The sequence below is a fragment of the Serratia sp. CY33802 genome, assembly GCF_052169095.1.
GTDB classification, from domain to species: Bacteria; Pseudomonadota; Gammaproteobacteria; order Enterobacterales; family Enterobacteriaceae; genus Serratia; species Serratia bockelmannii.
The window spans coordinates 99,491-117,787 of the sequence record NZ_JBJNLL010000009.1; the positions used below are offsets into that span (position 1 = coordinate 99,491).

The 18,297-nt window shown below is 61.1% G+C and carries 14 protein-coding genes; 11 read left to right on the forward strand and 3 right to left on the reverse strand.

Annotation, left to right across the window (positions count from 1 at the left end; genetic code table 11):
• Positions 1–471 precede the first annotated feature (471 nt).
• The 4 genes from iolD to iolE are packed head-to-tail and all read left to right on the forward strand — an operon-like array spanning position 472 to position 5,348.
• Positions 472–2,412, forward strand: coding sequence for a 3D-(3,5/4)-trihydroxycyclohexane-1,2-dione acylhydrolase (decyclizing) (gene iolD / locus ACJ8HA_RS21345; RefSeq protein WP_025304576.1), 1,941 nt, complete (start codon positions 472–474; stop codon positions 2,410–2,412).
• Between the two features lie 41 nt (positions 2,413–2,453).
• Positions 2,454–3,476 carry a Gfo/Idh/MocA family protein gene (locus ACJ8HA_RS21350; RefSeq protein ID WP_025304575.1) on the forward strand — a complete coding sequence of 341 codons (1,023 nt, stop codon included), beginning with the start codon at positions 2,454–2,456 and terminating at the stop codon, positions 3,474–3,476.
• Positions 3,477–3,507: 31 nt separating this feature from the next.
• Positions 3,508–4,392 (forward strand): sugar phosphate isomerase/epimerase family protein, encoded by an 885-nt coding sequence (locus ACJ8HA_RS21355; RefSeq protein WP_049205585.1) that lies wholly within the window; start codon positions 3,508–3,510, stop codon positions 4,390–4,392.
• A 59-nt stretch (positions 4,393–4,451) separates the two neighbouring features.
• Positions 4,452–5,348: a myo-inosose-2 dehydratase gene (iolE, locus tag ACJ8HA_RS21360; protein ID WP_019455194.1), complete on the forward strand. Its 897-nt coding sequence runs from the start codon at positions 4,452–4,454 to the stop codon at positions 5,346–5,348.
• A gap of 61 nt (positions 5,349–5,409) precedes the next feature.
• On the opposite strand, the gene ACJ8HA_RS21365 is transcribed toward iolE, so the two are convergent.
• Positions 5,410–6,591: a P1 family peptidase gene (locus ACJ8HA_RS21365; RefSeq protein ID WP_099817016.1), complete on the reverse strand. Its 1,182-nt coding sequence runs from the start codon at positions 6,589–6,591 to the stop codon at positions 5,410–5,412.
• On the reverse strand, positions 6,584–7,099 hold the full coding sequence (locus ACJ8HA_RS21370; protein ID WP_025304571.1) for a GNAT family N-acetyltransferase: 516 nt from the start codon (positions 7,097–7,099) through the stop codon (positions 6,584–6,586). The genes ACJ8HA_RS21365 and ACJ8HA_RS21370 overlap by 8 nt, the downstream gene beginning before the upstream one ends.
• A gap of 389 nt (positions 7,100–7,488) precedes the next feature.
• On the opposite strand from ACJ8HA_RS21370, the gene ACJ8HA_RS21375 reads away from it, so the two are divergent.
• The 4 genes from ACJ8HA_RS21375 (at position 7,489) to gntK (ending at position 11,759) form a co-directional block, all read left to right on the forward strand.
• Entirely contained in the window at positions 7,489–8,184 is a 696-nt protein-coding gene (locus ACJ8HA_RS21375) for a pirin family protein (protein ID WP_025304570.1), read from the forward strand.
• Positions 8,185–8,477: 293 nt separating this feature from the next.
• The gene (gene gntR, locus ACJ8HA_RS21380; RefSeq protein ID WP_049294955.1) at positions 8,478–9,473 is read left to right on the forward strand and encodes a gluconate operon transcriptional repressor GntR; all 996 of its coding nucleotides are present in this window, start codon (positions 8,478–8,480) and stop codon (positions 9,471–9,473) included.
• A gap of 340 nt (positions 9,474–9,813) precedes the next feature.
• Positions 9,814–11,130 (forward strand): gluconate transporter, encoded by a 1,317-nt coding sequence (gene gntT / locus ACJ8HA_RS21385; protein ID WP_016930400.1) that lies wholly within the window; start codon positions 9,814–9,816, stop codon positions 11,128–11,130.
• Positions 11,131–11,231: 101 nt separating this feature from the next.
• The gene (gene gntK, locus ACJ8HA_RS21390) at positions 11,232–11,759 is read left to right on the forward strand and encodes a gluconokinase (protein WP_016930399.1); all 528 of its coding nucleotides are present in this window, start codon (positions 11,232–11,234) and stop codon (positions 11,757–11,759) included.
• Between the two features lie 30 nt (positions 11,760–11,789).
• Here gntK and ACJ8HA_RS21395 read toward each other — a convergent pair whose 3' ends face one another.
• Complete coding sequence (locus ACJ8HA_RS21395; protein WP_004930825.1) at positions 11,790–12,383, reverse strand: YhgN family NAAT transporter; 594 nt, start codon at positions 12,381–12,383, stop codon at positions 11,790–11,792.
• Between the two features lie 193 nt (positions 12,384–12,576).
• Here ACJ8HA_RS21395 and asd point away from each other — a divergent pair, with 193 nt between their 5' ends.
• The 3 genes from asd (at position 12,577) to glgX (ending at position 18,289) form a co-directional block, all read left to right on the forward strand.
• The gene (asd, locus tag ACJ8HA_RS21400) at positions 12,577–13,680 is read left to right on the forward strand and encodes an aspartate-semialdehyde dehydrogenase (protein ID WP_016930397.1); all 1,104 of its coding nucleotides are present in this window, start codon (positions 12,577–12,579) and stop codon (positions 13,678–13,680) included.
• Between the two features lie 443 nt (positions 13,681–14,123).
• Positions 14,124–16,310 carry a 1,4-alpha-glucan branching enzyme gene (gene glgB, locus ACJ8HA_RS21405; protein ID WP_025304568.1) on the forward strand — a complete coding sequence of 729 codons (2,187 nt, stop codon included), beginning with the start codon at positions 14,124–14,126 and terminating at the stop codon, positions 16,308–16,310.
• Entirely contained in the window at positions 16,307–18,289 is a 1,983-nt protein-coding gene (gene glgX / locus ACJ8HA_RS21410) for a glycogen debranching protein GlgX (protein ID WP_442515506.1), read from the forward strand. The genes glgB and glgX overlap by 4 nt, the downstream gene beginning before the upstream one ends.
• Positions 18,290–18,297 lie beyond the last annotated feature (8 nt).

Sequence of the window (18,297 nt, forward strand, 5' to 3'; positions counted from 1 at the left end):
TATGGGGAATGAAAATTTCAATTTCAATATAGAATGAAATTTACACCCCGAAAATGTGATGCGTTTAAAACATCGACAGGAGAACGGGAAAAGCCGATGAAGCGGCCATAAGACGGCGACCGGGCGCGCGCAGAAAAGGGGGTTAGATCAGGATAAAAGGCTGTCAGCCCGTGTGGTAACGGTTGTTATCGGCCGGTGCGCGGCGCGAAGCCAGTAAAGGCTGAATCACGAGATGAAACGGGCTTTTCATGTAATATGCGATCTTTATCGCAAAATGAAATGTTTCTTCTGTAATGTGATTTTATGAAAAATATATTTGTTTATAATCGCTTCACGTTTCAGGTTGTCGACTTCGTGAGCAGCGGGCATCGCCTGCTCAAGATAATAGCTGCCGCCGCGTAATACAAACACGGGATTGTCGGCTCGGCGCGAGCCCTTTCCGGGGCGGCCCTCAATCTAAAGGGTGAGTAAATGGGCAAGATCAGGCTAACCATGGCGCAGGCGCTCGTCAGATTTCTCGATAACCAGTATCTGCTGGCCGACGGGGTGGAAACCAAATTCGTCGCGGGCATTTTCGCGATTTTCGGCCACGGCAACGTGCTGGGGCTGGGGCAAGCGCTGGAACAGGATAGCGGCGATCTGCGGGTGCATCAGGGCCGCAACGAGCAGGGGATGGCCCATGCGGCGATCGGCTTCGCCAAACAAAAACTGCGCCGGCAGATCTACGCCTGCACTTCATCGGTCGGCCCCGGCGCCGCCAATATGATCACCGCCGCGGCCACCGCCACCGCCAACCGCATTCCTTTATTGCTGCTGCCGGGCGACGTTTACGCTTCCCGCCAGCCGGACCCGGTGCTGCAGCAAATCGAACAGTCTTACGATCTCAGCATCAGCACCAACGACGCGTTCCGCGCGGTGAGCAAATACTGGGACCGCATCGTGCGACCGGAACAGCTGATGAGCGCCTGCATCAATGCGATGCGCGTGTTGACCGATCCGGCGGAAACCGGCGCGGTGACGCTGTGTCTGCCGCAGGACGTGCAGGGGGAAGCCTACGACTACCCCGACTATTTCTTCCAAAAACGCGTGCACCGGCTCGATCGCCGCCCGGCGACCGATGGCATGTTGGCGGACGCCTTGGCGCTGCTGACGGCCAAACGCAAACCGTTGCTGGTGTGCGGCGGCGGCGTGAAGTACTCGCAGGCCGGGCGGGCGCTGCGCGAATTCGCCGAGCGCTTCGGCATTCCGTTCGCCGAAACCCAGGCCGGCAAAGGCGCGGTGCCGAGCGATCATGAATTCAACCTCGGCGGCATCGGCGAAACCGGCTGCCTGGCGGCCAACACGCTGGCTCGACAGGCCGATCTGGTGATTGGCGTCGGCACCCGTTACACCGATTTTACCACCTCGTCCAAATGGCTGTTCCAACATCCGGACGTCAGCTTCCTCAATATCAACGTCAGCGCCTTCGACGCCGGCAAGCTCGACGGCGTGCAGGTGCTGGCGGACGCCCGCGAGGCCCTGAGCGAACTGGGCGCGCTGCTGACGCAGACCGAGTACCGCGCCGGCTGGGGCGACGCCATCGCCGCGGCGCGCGCTGCCCAGCATGAAGAGACCGAGCGGGTTTACGCGGTGGAATACAGCGGCGCAGGCTTTGTGCCGGAGATCGACGATCACCTCGATCGCGAGCGGGTGTTCGCCGAATTTATCGCTCAGACCGACTCGGCGATGACGCAAAGCCGGGTGCTGGGGGTGCTGAACCGCGAGCTCCCGCCGGACAGCGTGATCGTGGCCGCCGCCGGCAGCCTGCCGGGCGATCTGCAGCGGGTGTGGCACAACCGCGGCGAGCACGGTTATCACGTGGAATACGGCTACTCCTGCATGGGGTACGAGGTGAACGCCGCATTGGGGGTCAAGCTGGCCGAGCCGCAGCGTGAGGTGTACGCGATGGTGGGTGACGGTGCCTTCATGATGCTGCATTCCGAACTGGTCACCTCGATTCAGGAAGGCTGCAAGATCAACGTGGTGCTGTTCGACAACATGACCAACGGCTGCATCAACAACCTGCAGATGGAACACGGCATGGACAGCTACACCACCGAATTCCGCTTCCGCAATCCAGAGGGCGGCAAGCTCGACGGCAAACTGGTGCCGGTCGATTTCGCCATGCTGGCGGCGGCTTACGGCTGTAAAACCTATCGCGTCACCACCGAGCAGCAGCTGCTCGATGCGCTGGCCGACGCCCGCAGGCAGACCGTGTCCACGCTGCTGGACATCAAGGTGCTGCCGAAGACCATGGTGCACAAGTATCTCAGCTGGTGGCGCGTGGGCGGCGCTCAGGTGGCCGACAGCGAGAAAATCGTCGCAGTGGCGCGCAAGCTGCAGGAAAACATCGATAAGGCGCGCGATTACTGATTCGTTTTCGAACACAACACACTTTCCAGAGGGTAGCGAAAATGACATTGAACATTGGGGTTATCGGCACCGGCGCCATCGGCCGCGATCATATCCGTCGCTGCAGCAAAGTTTTGCAGGGCGCCCGCGTCGTGGCGGTGAACGACATCAATCGCGACAACGCCGCCAAGGTGGTGAGCGATCTGCAGCTGGATGCGCGGGTGTATGACAACGGCCACGATCTGATCAAGGCCGCCGACGTGCAGGCGGTGCTGGTCACCTCCTGGGGGCCAAGCCACGAAGAATTCGTGCTTGCGGCCATCGCCGCCGGCAAACCGGTGTTCTGCGAGAAGCCGCTGGCGGTGACCGCGCAGGGCTGCAAGAACATCGTCGATGCCGAAGCGAAGCACGGCAAGCGGTTGGTGCAGGTCGGCTTTATGCGCCCCTATGACCAGGGCTATCGCGCGCTGAAACAGGTGCTGACCAGCGGCCAGATCGGCGAACCGCTGATGTTGCACTGCGCGCACCGCAACCCGACGGTCGGCGAGGCCTACACCACCGATATGGCGATCACCGATACCCTGATCCACGAAATCGACGTGCTGCGCTGGCTGCTCGACGACGACTATGTGTCGGTGCAGGTGGTGTTCCCACGCAAGAGCCCGAAGGCGTTCCCGCACCTGAAAGATCCGCAGATTGTGTTGTTCGAAACCGCCAAAGGCACGCGCATCGACGTCGAAATTTTCGTCAACTGCCAGTACGGCTACGACATTCAGTGTGAAGTGGTGGGGGAAACCGGCATTGCCAAACTGCCGGAGCCGTCCTCGGTGCAGATGCGCAGCGGCGCCCGCCTGTCGACCGAAATCCTGACCGACTGGAAGGATCGCTTTATCGACGCCTATGACGTCGAGCTGCAGGGGTTCATCAACGACGTGGCCGCGGGCCAGCTGACCGGGCCTTCCGCCTGGGACGGCTACGCCGCCGCCGTGACCGCCGACGCCTGTGTGGCGGCCCAGCTCAGCGGTGAGATCGTGCCGGTGACCCTGCCGGCGCGCCCGGCGTTTTACAACAAGCCATCGGCTTGAACCCCGTACCCATGATTGCAGAGGAGTGACCATGAAGATCGCTTTTGATGTCGACGTTATCCGGGATTTGGGCGTGACCAAAATGGTTCAGCAGGTGGCGGACTGGGGCTATAAATACATCGAGCAGTCGCCGCACCCGCAGATCAACCCGTTTTACAAGCATCCGAAGGCCAGCCGCGAAATCATGGCGGAGTATAAAAACGCCCTGAAAGCGACCGGCGTGGAGATCTCCTCATTTATCGTGGTGTATCGCTGGTCCGGGCCGGGCGAAGATCGCCGCCAGGCGGCGGTCAAAAACTGGCGACGGATGATCGAGATCGCGGTGGAAATGGGCGTGCAGGTGATCAACACCGAACTGGCCGGCAACCCCAACGAGCCGGAGATCTGCGAGGAGCTGTGGTATCGCTCGATGGAGGAGCTGCTGCCGATCATCGAGCGTGAAGGTATCCGTATGGAGATCCAGTCGCACCCGTGGGACTTCTGCGAGCTGAGTAACGAAACCGCCGATCTGGTGAAATCGCTGCGCAGCGACCACGTCAAATACCTCTACAGCGTGCCGCACACCTTCTACTACGACAAGGGGCAGGGCGATGTGGCCGGCATGTTGCAGTACGCCGGGGACGATCTTTCCCACGTGCTGATTGCCGACACCATGAATCACACCAAGCATTGCCGTTATATCGTCAATCCGCCGGGCGTTGACGCCGCGGTGCATCAGCACGTCGGCATCGGCGAAGGTGAGGTGAATTTCGACGCCCTGTTCCAGACGCTGCGCGACATGGAATTTGCCAACCGCAGCTTCAAGGCCGGCGGCGAATCGATCATCTGCACCTCGCTGTTCGGCTATCCGGAAAAGATGCCGAGCCAGGCGGTGGCGACCAGAGAGCGCATCGAAAGAGAGCTGTTGGGCAAATAATCTTATTTGGCTCGCCGGCGTCATTTGCACCGGCGGCCCTCCAAGGACCGAGGCAGACCATGAATAAAGACAACGTGAAATTGGCCATCGCGCCAATCGGCTGGACCAACGACGACATGCCCGATCTGGGCAAGGAAAACACCTTCCAGCAGTGCGTCAGCGAAATGGCGCTGGCCGGTTTCACCGGCAGCGAAGTGGGCAGCAAATACCCGCGCGATCCGGCGGTGCTGAAACCGATGCTGGATATTCGCGGCATTCAGATCTGCAACGCCTGGTTCAGCACCTTTTTCGCCGACGGCCAAAAAGACAAAACCATCGATGAATTTATCAACCACATGAATTTCCTGCATGCCATGGGCGCCAGGGTGATTGGCTGCTCCGAGCAGAGCAAGAGCATTCAGGGCACCACCAAAGGCGTGTTCGAAGAGAAGCCGTATTTCAGCGATGAAGAGTGGCAGCGCGTGGCCGACGGTTACAACGAGCTGGCGAAGATCGCCGCCGGCAAAGGCATGCAGGTGTGTCTGCACCACCACATGGGTACTGGCATTCAGACTACCGCCGAAATCGATCGCTACATGAGCATGGTCAACGACGACGTTTACCTGTTGTTCGATACCGGGCACGCCTACTATTCGGAAGGCAGCCAGCAGGCGATGATGGCGATCCTGGAGAAGTATCTGCCGCGCATCAACCACGTCCATCTGAAGGACGTGCGCGATGAGGTGGTGGCGGAAGTGAAGGCCAACAAGCTGAGCTTCCTCGATGGCGTGAAGAAGGGCACCTTCACCGTGCCGGGTGATGGCGTGATCGACTTCAGGCCGGTGTTCAAGCTGCTGGACGAGCGCGGTTACAAGGGATGGATGGTGGTGGAGGCCGAGCAGGATCCGGCGCTGGCCAACCCGTTCGAGTATGCGGTGAAAGCGCGCCGCTATATTCGGGAAACCGCCGGTATTTAAGCGGTAAGGGTGAATAAAGATCGAGGGGCGCTGTCAGCGCCCCTTTTTTGATGGCGGCGCGTTAGCCGCCGAGCGTTTGCCAGGTTGCGACCTGGCTGCCTGGCCATGGTGTAGCGGCATGCACGCCACGGGCGATCGCCCGAGCGAGGGTATCCGCCGCCAGCGCGCCGATTTGCAGCACCGCCAGTTCGCGGCTGCCCTGTACCTCGCGCTGCCCAGTGGACAGGGCGAACACCACGTCGCCGTCAAACGGGCTGTGCAGCGGGCGAATAGCGCGCGCCATACCGTCTTGCGCCATGATGGCCACCCGTTTCAACTCCACTCGCGTCAGCGCCAGGTCGGTGGCGATGCAGGCCAGGGTGGTGTTCTTTCTGCCGCCCTGCGGCTCTTGCACCATCCCGTCTTCACCCTGCGCATGCAGTTGCGCCAGCGCCGCCGCGCCGCCGTTGCCAAATTCACCGTTAATTTCATAAGGCGTCGCCCAGAAGGCGCGGGTGCCGGGTGCGACCACCGCACCCAAACTGTTGACCGCCACCAGCGCGCCGACGGTAGCGCCGTTGGTGGTCACGATCGACGCCGAACCGAGGCCGCCTTTCAGCTTGCCCATGCCGGTCATGGCGCCGTAGCCGGCCCCGACGGTGCCCAGCGGAAAGTCCAGGCCGGCCTTGCCGACCGCCTCGATGCCCAACTGGCGATACGGCGGCGTGAGCTGCCAGTTTTTGTCGCCGCCGTTGGCCAGATCGTACAGGCAGGCGGTGGGCACGATAGGGGAGACCGGCACGCCGGGTGCTGGGCGCAGCGCGTAGCCTTTACCCTGTTGCCCCAGCCAGGCTGCGACGCCATCCGCCGCCGCCAGACCGTAAACCGAACCGCCGCTGAACGTCAGCGCATCGATGGTCTGTACCAAATTGTCCTCACCGAGCGCGTCGGTTTCCCGGGTGGCGGGGCCGCCGCCGCGCACGTCCACGGCGGCAATCGCCGGGCTGTCCGGCAGGATCACCGTCGCGCCGGTGCGCACCCGGCTGTCCTGAGCCACGCCGACCTTCAGGCCGGGCACATCGGTAATCAGGTTGCGGGAGCCTGGGCGCCCGGCGGCGGAAGTTGGCATAGCGGCACCTAATGGGGTGAGAGGAGAGAATATGCCGACGGCGGCGGTCAGGCCGGCCAGCGCGTGTAAAAAGGTTCGGCGGTTGATATGCAGGGGCCGGCACAGCGGCCCCTGCGGGTGGGGAATATTACGCATCGCCGTGCGGCTGCCCGGAACGCAAACGCGCCATATGGTAGGCGTCGACCAGCACGCCATCGCGCATGGCATAGCCGCGGCTGGTGCCCTCTATCTCGAAGCCGAACTTGCGGTATAGCGCGATGGCGGCCGGGTTGTCGGTGAACACCGTCAGTTCGATGCGCTCGATGGCGGCCCAGTTGTCGCACAGGTCGATCATCGCCTGCATCAGGCGGCTGCCGACGCCTTTGCCGTGGTAGCGCGGATCGACGCCGATGCCGAAGGTGGCGACGTGGCGGCGGCGAACGCGCTGATTCAGCATCACAACCAACTGGCCGGCAAGCTGCCCGTCGATGATGGCCGCCAGGTTATGCGTGCCCGGTTCGGGATTGGCGAGTCGCTTCTGCCAGGACTCGACGGACGGTAGCGGGAGCTGCAGCGTATCGCGGTAGACGGGCGTCTGCGAATAAAGATGATGCAGGGCTTGCGCATCCGTTGTTTCCACGTGGCGTATCACGATCTCGCTCATGTCGCTGCTCCTTTTGCTTACCGGTTGAATAACCTCTGAATTTATCCGTTTACTGCCTTGAGTCAATATTATTTCAACGGGTCAAAAAAAACGCTTTACAGGTGCGAATGATAATGATTATTATTGCGATGCGTTCCGGGGAGGGCATCAACCCTTGATACTCTCACTGCGAAGGCACGACATTGCTCACATTGCTTCCAGTGTTTACTTAGCCAGCTCGGGTGCTGGCTTTTTTTTTGCCCTTTTTCAGCCGTTTCCGCCTTCAACAAATCCGCTGCCCATCCGCTGTTTCATTCCATCGAAATTTTTGAACAGAGGCATGAGTTTTTTACGCTTTCTTATTCTGCTGGCAGGACTAGACTGTAAAAAAACATTGAGGAGAGTTGAATATGATTTATGTACGTAAAGCGGAAGACCGCGGCCACGCCAATCATGGCTGGCTGGATAGCTGGCACACCTTCTCATTTGCCGATTACTACGATCCGAACTTTATGGGATTCTCGGCGCTGCGGGTGATCAACGAAGATATGATCGATGCAGGGCAGGGTTTCGGTACTCACCCGCATAAAGACATGGAAATCCTGACCTACGTGCTGAGCGGCACGGTGGAACATCAGGACAGCATGGGCAACAAGGAGCAGATCCAGGCCGGTGAATTCCAGATCATGAGTGCGGGCACCGGGGTGCGTCACTCCGAGTACAACGCCAATCAGGATCGTCCGTTGCACCTGTACCAGATTTGGATCATCCCGGATCAGGTCGGGCTTGAGCCACGCTATGAGCAGCGCATGTTCGACGCGCCGCAGGGCCGTCAGCTGGTGCTGTCGCCGGATGCGCGTGACGGCTCGCTGAAGGTGTTCCAGGATATGACGCTGTCGCGTTGGGCGCTGAATAAAGGCGAGCAGGGGGAATGCCCGATCGCCGCCGGCCGTCGCGTTTGGATCCAGGTGGTGCGCGGCAAGGTCTCGGTCAACGGCCAGACCGCCGGCATCAGCGACGCGTTCGCGGTGTGGGATGAATCGGCACTGACGATCCAGGCCGACGAAGAGAGCGAAATCCTGCTGTTCGATCTGCCGCCGGTGTGATTAAGCGGTAAATATCAAGGGCTCACGGTGTGAGCCCTTGAGGTGAGTGACTCGCCTGCCGACGTTGCCTGACTTAACGCCGGCAAAACATATAAAAACAAGGAAAATCAATTTATTGATTTTCGGTTGATCGTCACAAAGGGGGAGAAACCACGCTTTTTCCCCTTTGTCTGCGTATGAAGGGCTCACGATGTGAGCCCTTTTTGCGTTGGCCGTCGCATAACCGACAATATCGGCCCGCCGTTTTTTTTGCTAAAATGACTGCCCATTCATGGTTAGTCAGTTCATTGATAATGAAGAAAAAACGGCCGGTACTCCAGGATGTGGCGGACAAGGTGGGCGTGACCAAGATGACGGTGAGCCGTTATCTGCGCAATCCCGACCAGGTTTCCGTCGCCCTGCAGCAAAAAATCGCCGTCGCGCTGGATGAGCTGGGCTACATCCCCAACCGCGCGCCGGACATCCTCTCCAACGCCACCAGCCGGGCGATTGGCGTGCTGTTGCCGTCGTTGACCAACCAGGTGTTCGCCGAAGTGCTGCGCGGCATCGAAAGCGTGACCGACGCGCACAACTACCAGACCATGCTGGCGCACTATGGCTACCTGCCGGAGCGTGAAGAAGAGCGTCTGACCTCGCTGCTTTCTTACAATATCGACGGCCTGATCCTGTCTGAGCGCCATCACACGCCGCGCACCCTGAAAATGATCGAGGTGGCGGGCATTCCGGTGGTGGAGCTGATGGACTGCGTCTCGCCGTGCATCGATCTGGCGGTGGGCTTCAACAACTTCGAGGCGGCGCGCCAGATGACCCAGCAGATCATCGCGCACGGCCACCGTTACGTGGTCTATTTCGGCGCCCGTCAGGATGAACGTACCATCATCAAGCAGCAGGGGTATGAGCAGGCGATGCGTGAATCCGGCCTGGAGCCGTACAGCATCATGACCGCGCGATCTTCCTCCTATTCCGCCGGCGGTGAACTGCTGCGCGTGGCGCAGCGCGACTATCCGCAGATCGACAGTATCTTCTGCACCAACGATGACCTGGCGATCGGCGCGGCCTTCGAGTGCCAGCGGCAGGGGCTGTCGATCCCGCAGGACATGGCGATCGCCGGCTTCCACGGCCATGACATCGGCCAGGTGATGGTGCCGAAGCTGGCCAGCGTGCTGACGCCGCGTGAACGCATGGGGCAGATCGGCGCCGAGCGCTTGCTGGCCCGGCTGCGCGGTGAAACCGTGTGCCCACGCATGGTGGACGTCGGTTTCACCGTGATCCCCGGTGGCAGTATCTGAGCCATTTTAACGTTCTGTTTTAACACCCTTTCTTTTTGCAGCGCGCCCTGAGGCGCGCTGGTTATCCCGCCTGTAAGCCCGCCGCTCGTTGCCGACATAAGTTTGATCTCTGTCCCAGAACGCGAATTTTAGCCGCTTACCCGGTTCCGGCGCTCATGTTGTTACCGGTATCATGATACCGGTAACAACGAGTGTGCGGTCATCTTGCTGCAAGACTGAACCTCTGACTCAACAACACCTACAGCTCTTCTTAAACACCGGGAAAGAGCCTAAAAATAAAACAACCGCACGCTTTACGCCTATCGTAAAGAGAGTCGCGATAAAAGGTTGGAGAAAAACTATGCCATTAGTGATTGTTGCAGGCGGCGTAGCGCTGCTGCTGCTGCTGATGATCCGCTTCAAGCTGAACGGCTTTATCTCTCTGGTTCTGGTTGCCCTGGCGGTCGGGATTGCACAGGGTATGCCGGTCGATAAGGTCATCGGCTCCATCAAGGCCGGCGTGGGCGGTACGCTGGGCAGCCTGGCGCTGATCATGGGCTTCGGCGCCATGCTCGGCAAGCTGCTGGCGGACTGCGGCGGCGCACAGCGCATCGCCACCACGCTGATCGACAAGTTCGGCAGAAAACACATTCAATGGGCGGTGGTGCTGACCGGCTTCACCGTCGGCTTCGCGCTGTTCTACGAAGTGGGCTTCGTGCTGTTGCTGCCGCTGGTGTTCACCATCGCCGCCTCCGCACGCATTCCGCTGCTGTACGTCGGCGTGCCGATGGCCGCCGCGCTGTCGGTGACCCACGGCTTCCTGCCACCGCACCCAGGCCCGACCGCCATCGCCACCATCTTCCATGCCGACATGGGTAAAACCCTGTTGTACGGCACGCTGCTGGCGATCCCGACGGTGATCCTGGCCGGTCCGGTCTATGCCCGTTTCCTGAAAGGCATCGACAAGCCGGTGCCGGAAGGCCTGTACAACCCGAAAACCTTTACCGACGCGGAGATGCCGAGCTTTGGCGTCAGCGTTGCCACGTCGCTGGTGCCGGTGATCTTGATGGCGCTGCGCGCGGTCGCTGAAATGGTGCTGCCGAAGGGCCACAGCCTGCTGCGCTTCGCCGAGTTCTTCGGCGACCCGGTGATGGCGACCCTGATCGCCGTGCTGATCGCCATCTTCACCTTCGGCCTGAACCGTGGCCGCACCATGGATGAAGTGATGGGCACCATCACCGACTCGATTAAAATCATCGCGATGATGCTGTTGATCATCGGCGGTGGCGGCGCCTTTAAACAGGTGCTGGTGGACAGCGGCGTCGAGCAGTACATCGCCGGCCTGATGGAAGGCAGCAACGTTTCGCCGATTCTGATGGCCTGGTCAATCGCCGCCGCGCTGCGTCTGGCGCTGGGTTCCGCCACCGTGGCGGCAATCACCGCCGGCGGCATCGTCGCGCCGCTGATCGCCACCACCGGCGTCAGCCCTGAGCTGATGGTGATTGCGGTCGGCTCCGGCAGCGTCATCTTCTCGCACGTCAACGATCCGGGCTTCTGGCTGTTCAAGGAGTATTTCAACCTGAGCATCATGGAAACCATCAAATCCTGGTCGGTGCTGGAAACCATCATCTCGGTGTGCGGCCTGGTGGGCTGTCTGCTGCTGGCGACGGTCGTATAATCTTTATCCGGCGCCCTGCGGGGCGTCGGCGTTCCAGAGTATCTTTATCAGTTGGGACGCATTTGGCGCGCTCGCGCCAGTTCCCATAGGGGCATGACACAATGAGCAATCCGCAGAATCACGTATTTATCCTGATGGGCGTATCCGGCAGCGGCAAATCCGCCGTAGCCAGCACTGTCGCCCACGAGGCCGAGGCCGCCATGCTGGACGGCGATTATCTGCATCCGCGCGCCAACATTAACAAAATGGCTGCCGGGCACGCGCTGGACGACAACGATCGCGCCCCGTGGCTGGCGGCCTTGAACGACGCCATCTTCGCCATGCAACGCACCAATCCCGTGTCGCTGCTGGTCTGCTCGGCGTTGAAAAAAAGCTATCGTGACCGCCTGCGCGAAGGGAATAGCAACCTGCATTTCCTCTACCTGAAAGGCGACAAGGCGGTGATCGAGGAGCGCCTGAAGCAGCGCAAAGGTCACTTCTTCAAACCGCAGATGCTGGTTTCGCAGTTCGCCACGTTGGAAGAGCCGGGCGAGCAGGAGCCGGATGTGCAAGCGATTGACATCAACCAGCCGCTGGACGGCGTGGTCGCCGATACGCTCGCCTATATTCGCCGCGTTACCGCCCGCTGAGCGCGGGCCGTTGTCGGCGCCGCCAGGCGCCTACAGCTTCATGTAAGCCCGCACGCCGTCCAGGAACATCTGGGTCGACAGCATCACCAGAATCAGCCCCATCAACCGCTCCAGCGCGCTGACGCCTTTGCTGCCCAGCAGGCGCAGGAACAGGTTCGACATCAGCAAAATGGCCGCAGAGAGACCCCAGGCGATCAACAGCGCTGCCACCAGATGGGGCAGCTGATGCGGATACTGGTGCGACAGCAGCATCAGCGCCGCCAGAATCGATGGCCCGGCCACCAGCGGGATCGCCAGCGGCACCAGGAACGGCTCCTCGCCGGCGGACAGCCCGGAGCTGTTCCCCTCCTGCGTGGGGAAAATCATCTTGATGGCGATCAGAAACAGGATGATGCCGCCGGAAATGGAGACGGTTTCGGTACGCAGGTTGAGGAACGCCAGAATTTTCTCGCCGGCGAACAGGAAGATCAGCATCAGCAGCAGGGCGATCAGCAGCTCGCGGATCAGCACCACCCGGCGGCGGCGCGGTTCCAGGTGCTTGAGCACCGACATGAAAATCGGCAGGTTGCCCAGCGGATCCATAATTAAAAACAGCAATACCGTAGCGGAAATCATCTCTGTCATGGTGACCTCGTGATCGGGAAAACGCCTCGGCCTTTTCGGCCGCGTCCTTGCCTATAAGAAGGATTGCTGAGAAATCCTCAGCCATCGAATAAATTCACTTTGCGCCCGCGCCGACATTTTGTAAGGTGAGGAGATATTGCACACAACTCGTTATCACCTACATAAGCCCTTATCCGGGCGGGATACAGATATTATGAAAAACGTTGGTTTCATCGGTTGGCGCGGAATGGTCGGCTCGGTTCTCATGCAACGCATGACGGAAGAGCGCGATTTCGACGCCATTCGCCCGGTCTTTTTCTCCACCTCGCAGCACGGTTCTGCCGCGCCGGCCTTCGGCGGCCAGCAAGGCACGCTGCAGGATGCGTATGACATCGACGCACTGAGCGCGCTCGATATCATTATTACCTGTCAGGGCGGCGATTATACCAACGAAGTCTATCCTAAGCTGCGCGCCAGCGGTTGGCAGGGTTACTGGATCGACGCGGCCTCGTCGCTGCGCATGCAGGACGACGCCATTATCATCCTGGATCCGGTCAACCACGCGGTGATCCAGCAGGGCCTGGACAAAGGCATCAAAACCTTCGTCGGCGGCAACTGCACCGTCAGCCTGATGCTGATGTCCCTCGGCGGCCTGTTCGCTAACGATCTGGTGGAGTGGGCGTCGGTCGCCACCTACCAGGCGGCCTCCGGCGGCGGCGCGCGCCACATGCGCGAACTGTTGACCCAAATGGGTATGCTGCACGCCGACGTGGCGAAAGAGCTACAGGACCCGGCTTCCGCCATTCTGGATATCGAGCGCAAGGTGACCGAAGCCACCCGCAGCGGCAAACTGCCGACCGATAACTTCGGCGTGCCGCTGGCCGGCAGCCTGATCCCATGGATCGACAAGCAGCTCGACAACGGCCAGAGCCGCGAAGAGTGGAAAGGCCAGGCGGAAACCAACAAGATTCTGAACACCGGCAGCGTGATCCCGGTCGATGGCCTGTGCGTGCGCGTGGGCGCGCTGCGCTGCCACAGCCAGGCGTTCACCCTGAAGCTGAAAAAAGACGTGTCGCTGCCGGAAATCGAGCAGATGCTGGCGACGCACAACGACTGGGTGCGCGTGATCCCGAACGACCGCGAGCTGACCATGCGCGAACTGACGCCGGCGGCGGTGACCGGCACGCTGAATACGCCGGTCGGCCGTCTGCGCAAGCTGAACATGGGGCCAGAGTACCTGTCGGCGTTCACCGTGGGCGACCAGCTGCTGTGGGGCGCGGCCGAGCCGCTGCGCCGCATGCTGCGCATCCTGTTGTAAACCCGCACTTCCTGGGGGCTGGCTGATTTCAGCCCCCTAAAGCCTTATTTTCCGCCTTTTTGTTCGCCGCGCACCGCGTCGGACAACGTCACCGCAAGCCTCGTTTCACTGGGCTCCACCCCGCATATCGCCTCGTCGGCCGCCGCATTCAGACGCCGCCGGGCTGGCAGTTTTCTTAATGAAGAATTTTCCTGAGCAATGCTGAGCAGTTTTTAACAGACATTGGCTATGCTTAACGCATGGGTGAACACTTTTTCACCATGACTGAAATATTTCAAAAAATAAGCATAAAGAGCGAAATTCAGGTCGGCAGAGTAAAGATTGGTCAATAACCGACCGCAATCACGCTTTAGAGTCCGAATGCATTGCATGATGACCAAAACGGCCAAGGAATAACCAACAAGCCGTGCTTAGATCATGCTGTTAATCTAAGGAAGAAGACTATGCCTGTACTTCCCGATCGTGACGTGATTGATCAGATCATCTCCGGCCATTACGCCGACCCTTTTGCTCTGCTTGGCATGCATGCGACCGATAACGGTCTGCAGGTGCGCGCGCTGCTGCCGGACGCCGGCGCAGTCTGGCTGGTAGAACAGCAAACCGGCCGGCGGCTGGTGCAGCTGAACTGCGACGATCCGCGCGGTTTCTTCAGCGCCGTGGTGCCGCGGCGAAAAAATCCTTTCCGCTATCAGCTGCAGGTCAGCTGGCGCGATCACCAACAGACTGTCGACGATCCCTACCGGTTTGGCCCGCTGCTGCAGGATATCGACAGTTGGCTATTGGCCGAGGGCACGCATTTGCGTCCCTATGAACGGCTGGGCGCCCACCTCGTTACGCTGGATGGCATCGACGGCGTCAGTTTTGCGGTCTGGGCGCCCAACGCCCAGCGCGTCTCGGTGGTGGGGGAGTTCAACTTCTGGGACGGCCGCCGCCATCCGATGCGTCTGCGGCGTGAGAACGGCATTTGGGAGCTGTTCCTGCCCGGCGTGCGGGCCGGCCAGCTGTACAAATATGAAATCGTCGATTGCTACGGCAATACCCAGCTGAAAGCCGATCCTTACGCCTTTGAGGCGCAGATGCGCCCGGATACCGCCTCGCTGGTGGCGCCGCTGCCGGAGGGGGTGCCGTCGACGCCGGCGCGCCGCCGCGCCAACGATTTTGACCAGCCGATCGCCATCTACGAGGTGCATCTTGGCTCATGGCGCCGCCACACCGATAATCACTTCTGGCTTAGCTATGGCGAGCTGGCGGTGCAGCTTATCGACTATGTGAAGGACATGGGATTCACCCATATCGAGCTGTTGCCGATCAACGAGCACCCGTTCGACGGCAGCTGGGGCTATCAGCCGCTGGGGCTGTATGCGCCGACCCGTCGCTTCGGCACGCCGGCCGATTTCAGGGCGTTCGTGGCGGCGGCGCATGAGGCGGGCATCAACGTGATCCTTGACTGGGTGCCGGGGCACTTCCCGAGCGACGCCTACGGCCTGGCGAATTTCGACGGCACCGCGCTGTACGAATACGCCGATCCGCGTGAGGGCTACCACCAGGACTGGAATACGTTGATCTACAACTACGGCCGTCACGAGGTGCGCAACTACCTGGCGGGCAACGCGCTGTATTGGCTGGAGCGTTTCGGTATCGATGCGCTGCGGGTCGATGCGGTGGCGTCGATGATTTATCGCGACTACAGCCGCGCTGACGGCGAGTGGGTGCCGAATTACTACGGTGGCAACGAGAACCTGGAGGCCATCGCCTTCCTGCGTTATACCAACCAAACTATTGGCCAGGCGCAGCCGGGCGCGGTGACCCTGGCGGAGGAGTCCACCGACTATCCCGGCGTCACTCTGCCGCCGGACGCCAACGGCCTGGGGTTCCACTACAAATGGAACCTCGGCTGGATGCACGACACGCTCAATTACATGAAGTGCGATCCGGTGCACCGCAAATATCACCACAACCAGATGACCTTCGGCATGCTGTATGCCTATACCGAGAACTTCGTGTTACCTATCTCGCACGATGAAGTGGTGCACGGCAAAAAATCGGTCCTCGACCGCATGCCGGGCGACGCCTGGCAAAAGTTCGCCAACCTGCGCGCCTATTACGGGTTTATGTGGGCGCATCCGGGCAAAAAGCTGCTGTTTATGGGCTGCGAATTCGCGCAGGGGCGCGAGTGGAATTTCGATACCAGCCTCGACTGGCATTTATTGGAAGGGTTGGATAACTGGCATAACGGCGTGCAGCGGCTGGTGCGCGATCTGAACCACTGCTACCGGCAGCAGGCGCCGCTGTACGAGCGCGACTACCGGCCGGACGGCTTCGAGTGGCTGGTGGTCGACGATCACGACAACTCGGTGTTCGCCTTCGCGCGCTACGATTCGCAGGGCAATGAGCTGATCGCCATCAGCAACTTTACCCCGGTGCCGCGCTACCGCTACCGCATCGGCCTCTCGCGCGCCGGTGACTACCGCGAGATCCTCAATACCGATTCGCACCACTATCACGGCAGCAACGCCGGCAATCAGGGGCGGGTCTCTTCTGAAGCGGTCGGCAGCCACGGCCGCGACTTCTCCATCTGCGTAACGCTGCCGCCGCTGGCGACCATTTATCTGCTGCGGGAGGCGCCATGACGGAGCTGACGGCCGGCCTCGCCGCGCCGCTGGGCGCGCATTACGACGGCGAAGGCATCAACTTTACCCTGTACTCGGCGCACGCCGAGCGGGTGGAGCTGTGCCTGTTCGACGGCCAGCAGCGCGAAGTGCGCCTGCCGCTGCCGGCGCGCAGCGGCGATATCTGGCATGGCTATTTGCCGGGCGGAAGGCCGGGGCAACGTTACGGTTACCGGGTCTACGGCCCGTTTGACCCGGCGAACGGACAGCGTTTCAACCCCAACAAACTGGCGCTCGATCCAGCCGCGCGCGCGGTGGAAGGGCCGGTGGGGGACCACCCGCACCTGCACGGCGGTTACGAGCAGCCGGACCCGCACGACAGCGCAGAGCTAATGCCGAAATGTGTGGTGGTGGACGAACGGTATGACTGGCAGGACGATCGCCCGCCTGCCACGCCCTGGGGCCAGACGGTGATTTATGAAGCGCACGTGCGCGGCCTGACGCTGCTGCACCCGAAGATCCCGCCGGCGCTGCGCGGCAGCTTCGCCGCATTGGGGCACCCGGAGATGATCGCCCACTTCAAACGCCTCGGCATCACCGCGCTGGAACTGCTGCCGGTGCAGCAACATACCTCCGAACCGCGCCTGCAGCGGTTGGGGCTGATCAACTATTGGGGCTATAACGTGCTGGCGCCCTATGCGCCGGACAACCGCTACGCCAGCCTGAGCACCGATGCCACGCCGCTGAACGAATTCCGCGATGCGGTCAAGGCGCTGCACCAAGCCGGCATCGAGGTGATCCTGGACGTGGTGTTTAACCACAGCGCCGAGCTGGATAGGGACGGGCCGATGCTGTCGCTGAGCGGCATCGATAACCTGAGCTACTACTGGCTGACGCCCGAAGGGGACTATGTCAACGACACCGGCTGCGGCAACACGCTGCGGTTGGATCAGCCGCAAGGCGTGGCCTGGGTGATGGATTGCCTGCGTTTTTGGGTACGGGAGTGCCACGTCGACGGCTTCCGTTTCGATCTGGGCAGCGTGCTCGGCCGCACGCCGGAGTTCGATCGCGATGCCCCGCTGTTCCAGGCGATGCTGGCGGACGATGTGCTGTCGCGCTGCAAGCTCATCGCTGAACCCTGGGACGTTGGCCCCGGCGGCTATCAGGTGGGGGCGTTTCCCGGCCGCTTCGCCGAATGGAACGACCATTACCGCGATGACATGCGCCGTTTCTGGCTGCAGAGCGGCGTGTCGCTCGGCCAGTTCGCCCGGCGTTTTGCCGCTTCCAGCGATCTGTATAACCAGCGCGGGCGAGCGCCTTACGCCACCGTCAATATGCTGACCGCCCATGATGGTTTTACCCTGCAAGACGTGGTCAGCTTCAATGAGAAACACAATCAGCCCAACGGCGAGGGCAACCGCGACGGCAGCGATCGCAATTTCAGCAACAACCACGGCGTCGAAGGCCTGGTCGCCGACGACGCCATTGTACAACGCCGCAGGGCCAGCCAGCGGGCGATGCTCGCTACGCTGTTGCTGTCCCAGGGAACGCCGATGCTGCTGGCCGGCGATGAACAGGGACACAGCCAGCAGGGGAACAACAATGCCTATTGTCAGGACAACGCCACCACCTGGCTCGATTGGGCCACGGCGGACGATGCGCTAACCGATTACGTCGCGGCGCTGATCGCGCTGCGCCGCCAGATCCCCGCGTTGCAGCAGGACCGCTGGTGGCAGCAGGATGACGGCAGCGTGCAGTGGCTGAACGCGCAAGGGCAGGCGCTCGACGCGCAGCAGTGGGAGCAGGGCGAGCCGCTCATGCAGATCCTGCTGTCGCAGCGCTGGCTGCTGCTGATCAACGCCACGCCGCAAACGACGGAGATGAGGTTGCCGGAAGGCGATTGGCAGGTTGTCGCCCCGTTCACTCAGGAAGACTCACGGGCGGTATTGCCCGCCTGGCACCAGGCCGCGTGCTCGCTTTGCGTACTGGTACGGAAATAATAAAAGGA

Excerpts from the sequence above, each read along its gene's own strand:
- iolD (WP_025304576.1), top strand. The coding sequence starts at position 472 with ATGGGCAAGATCAGGCTAACCATGGCGCAGGCGCTCGTCAGATTTCTC.
- ACJ8HA_RS21350 (WP_025304575.1), top strand. The coding sequence starts at position 2,454 with ATGACATTGAACATTGGGGTTATCGGCACCGGCGCCATCGGCCGCGAT.
- ACJ8HA_RS21355 (WP_049205585.1), top strand. The coding sequence starts at position 3,508 with ATGAAGATCGCTTTTGATGTCGACGTTATCCGGGATTTGGGCGTGACC.
- iolE (WP_019455194.1), top strand. The coding sequence starts at position 4,452 with ATGAATAAAGACAACGTGAAATTGGCCATCGCGCCAATCGGCTGGACC.
- ACJ8HA_RS21365 (WP_099817016.1), bottom strand. The coding sequence starts at position 6,591 with ATGCGTAATATTCCCCACCCGCAGGGGCCGCTGTGCCGGCCCCTGCAT.
- ACJ8HA_RS21370 (WP_025304571.1), bottom strand. The coding sequence starts at position 7,099 with ATGAGCGAGATCGTGATACGCCACGTGGAAACAACGGATGCGCAAGCC.
- ACJ8HA_RS21375 (WP_025304570.1), top strand. The coding sequence starts at position 7,489 with ATGATTTATGTACGTAAAGCGGAAGACCGCGGCCACGCCAATCATGGC.
- gntR (WP_049294955.1), top strand. The coding sequence starts at position 8,478 with ATGAAGAAAAAACGGCCGGTACTCCAGGATGTGGCGGACAAGGTGGGC.
- gntT (WP_016930400.1), top strand. The coding sequence starts at position 9,814 with ATGCCATTAGTGATTGTTGCAGGCGGCGTAGCGCTGCTGCTGCTGCTG.
- gntK (WP_016930399.1), top strand. The coding sequence starts at position 11,232 with ATGAGCAATCCGCAGAATCACGTATTTATCCTGATGGGCGTATCCGGC.
- ACJ8HA_RS21395 (WP_004930825.1), bottom strand. The coding sequence starts at position 12,383 with ATGACAGAGATGATTTCCGCTACGGTATTGCTGTTTTTAATTATGGAT.
- asd (WP_016930397.1), top strand. The coding sequence starts at position 12,577 with ATGAAAAACGTTGGTTTCATCGGTTGGCGCGGAATGGTCGGCTCGGTT.
- glgB (WP_025304568.1), top strand. The coding sequence starts at position 14,124 with ATGCCTGTACTTCCCGATCGTGACGTGATTGATCAGATCATCTCCGGC.
- glgX (WP_442515506.1), top strand. The coding sequence starts at position 16,307 with ATGACGGAGCTGACGGCCGGCCTCGCCGCGCCGCTGGGCGCGCATTAC.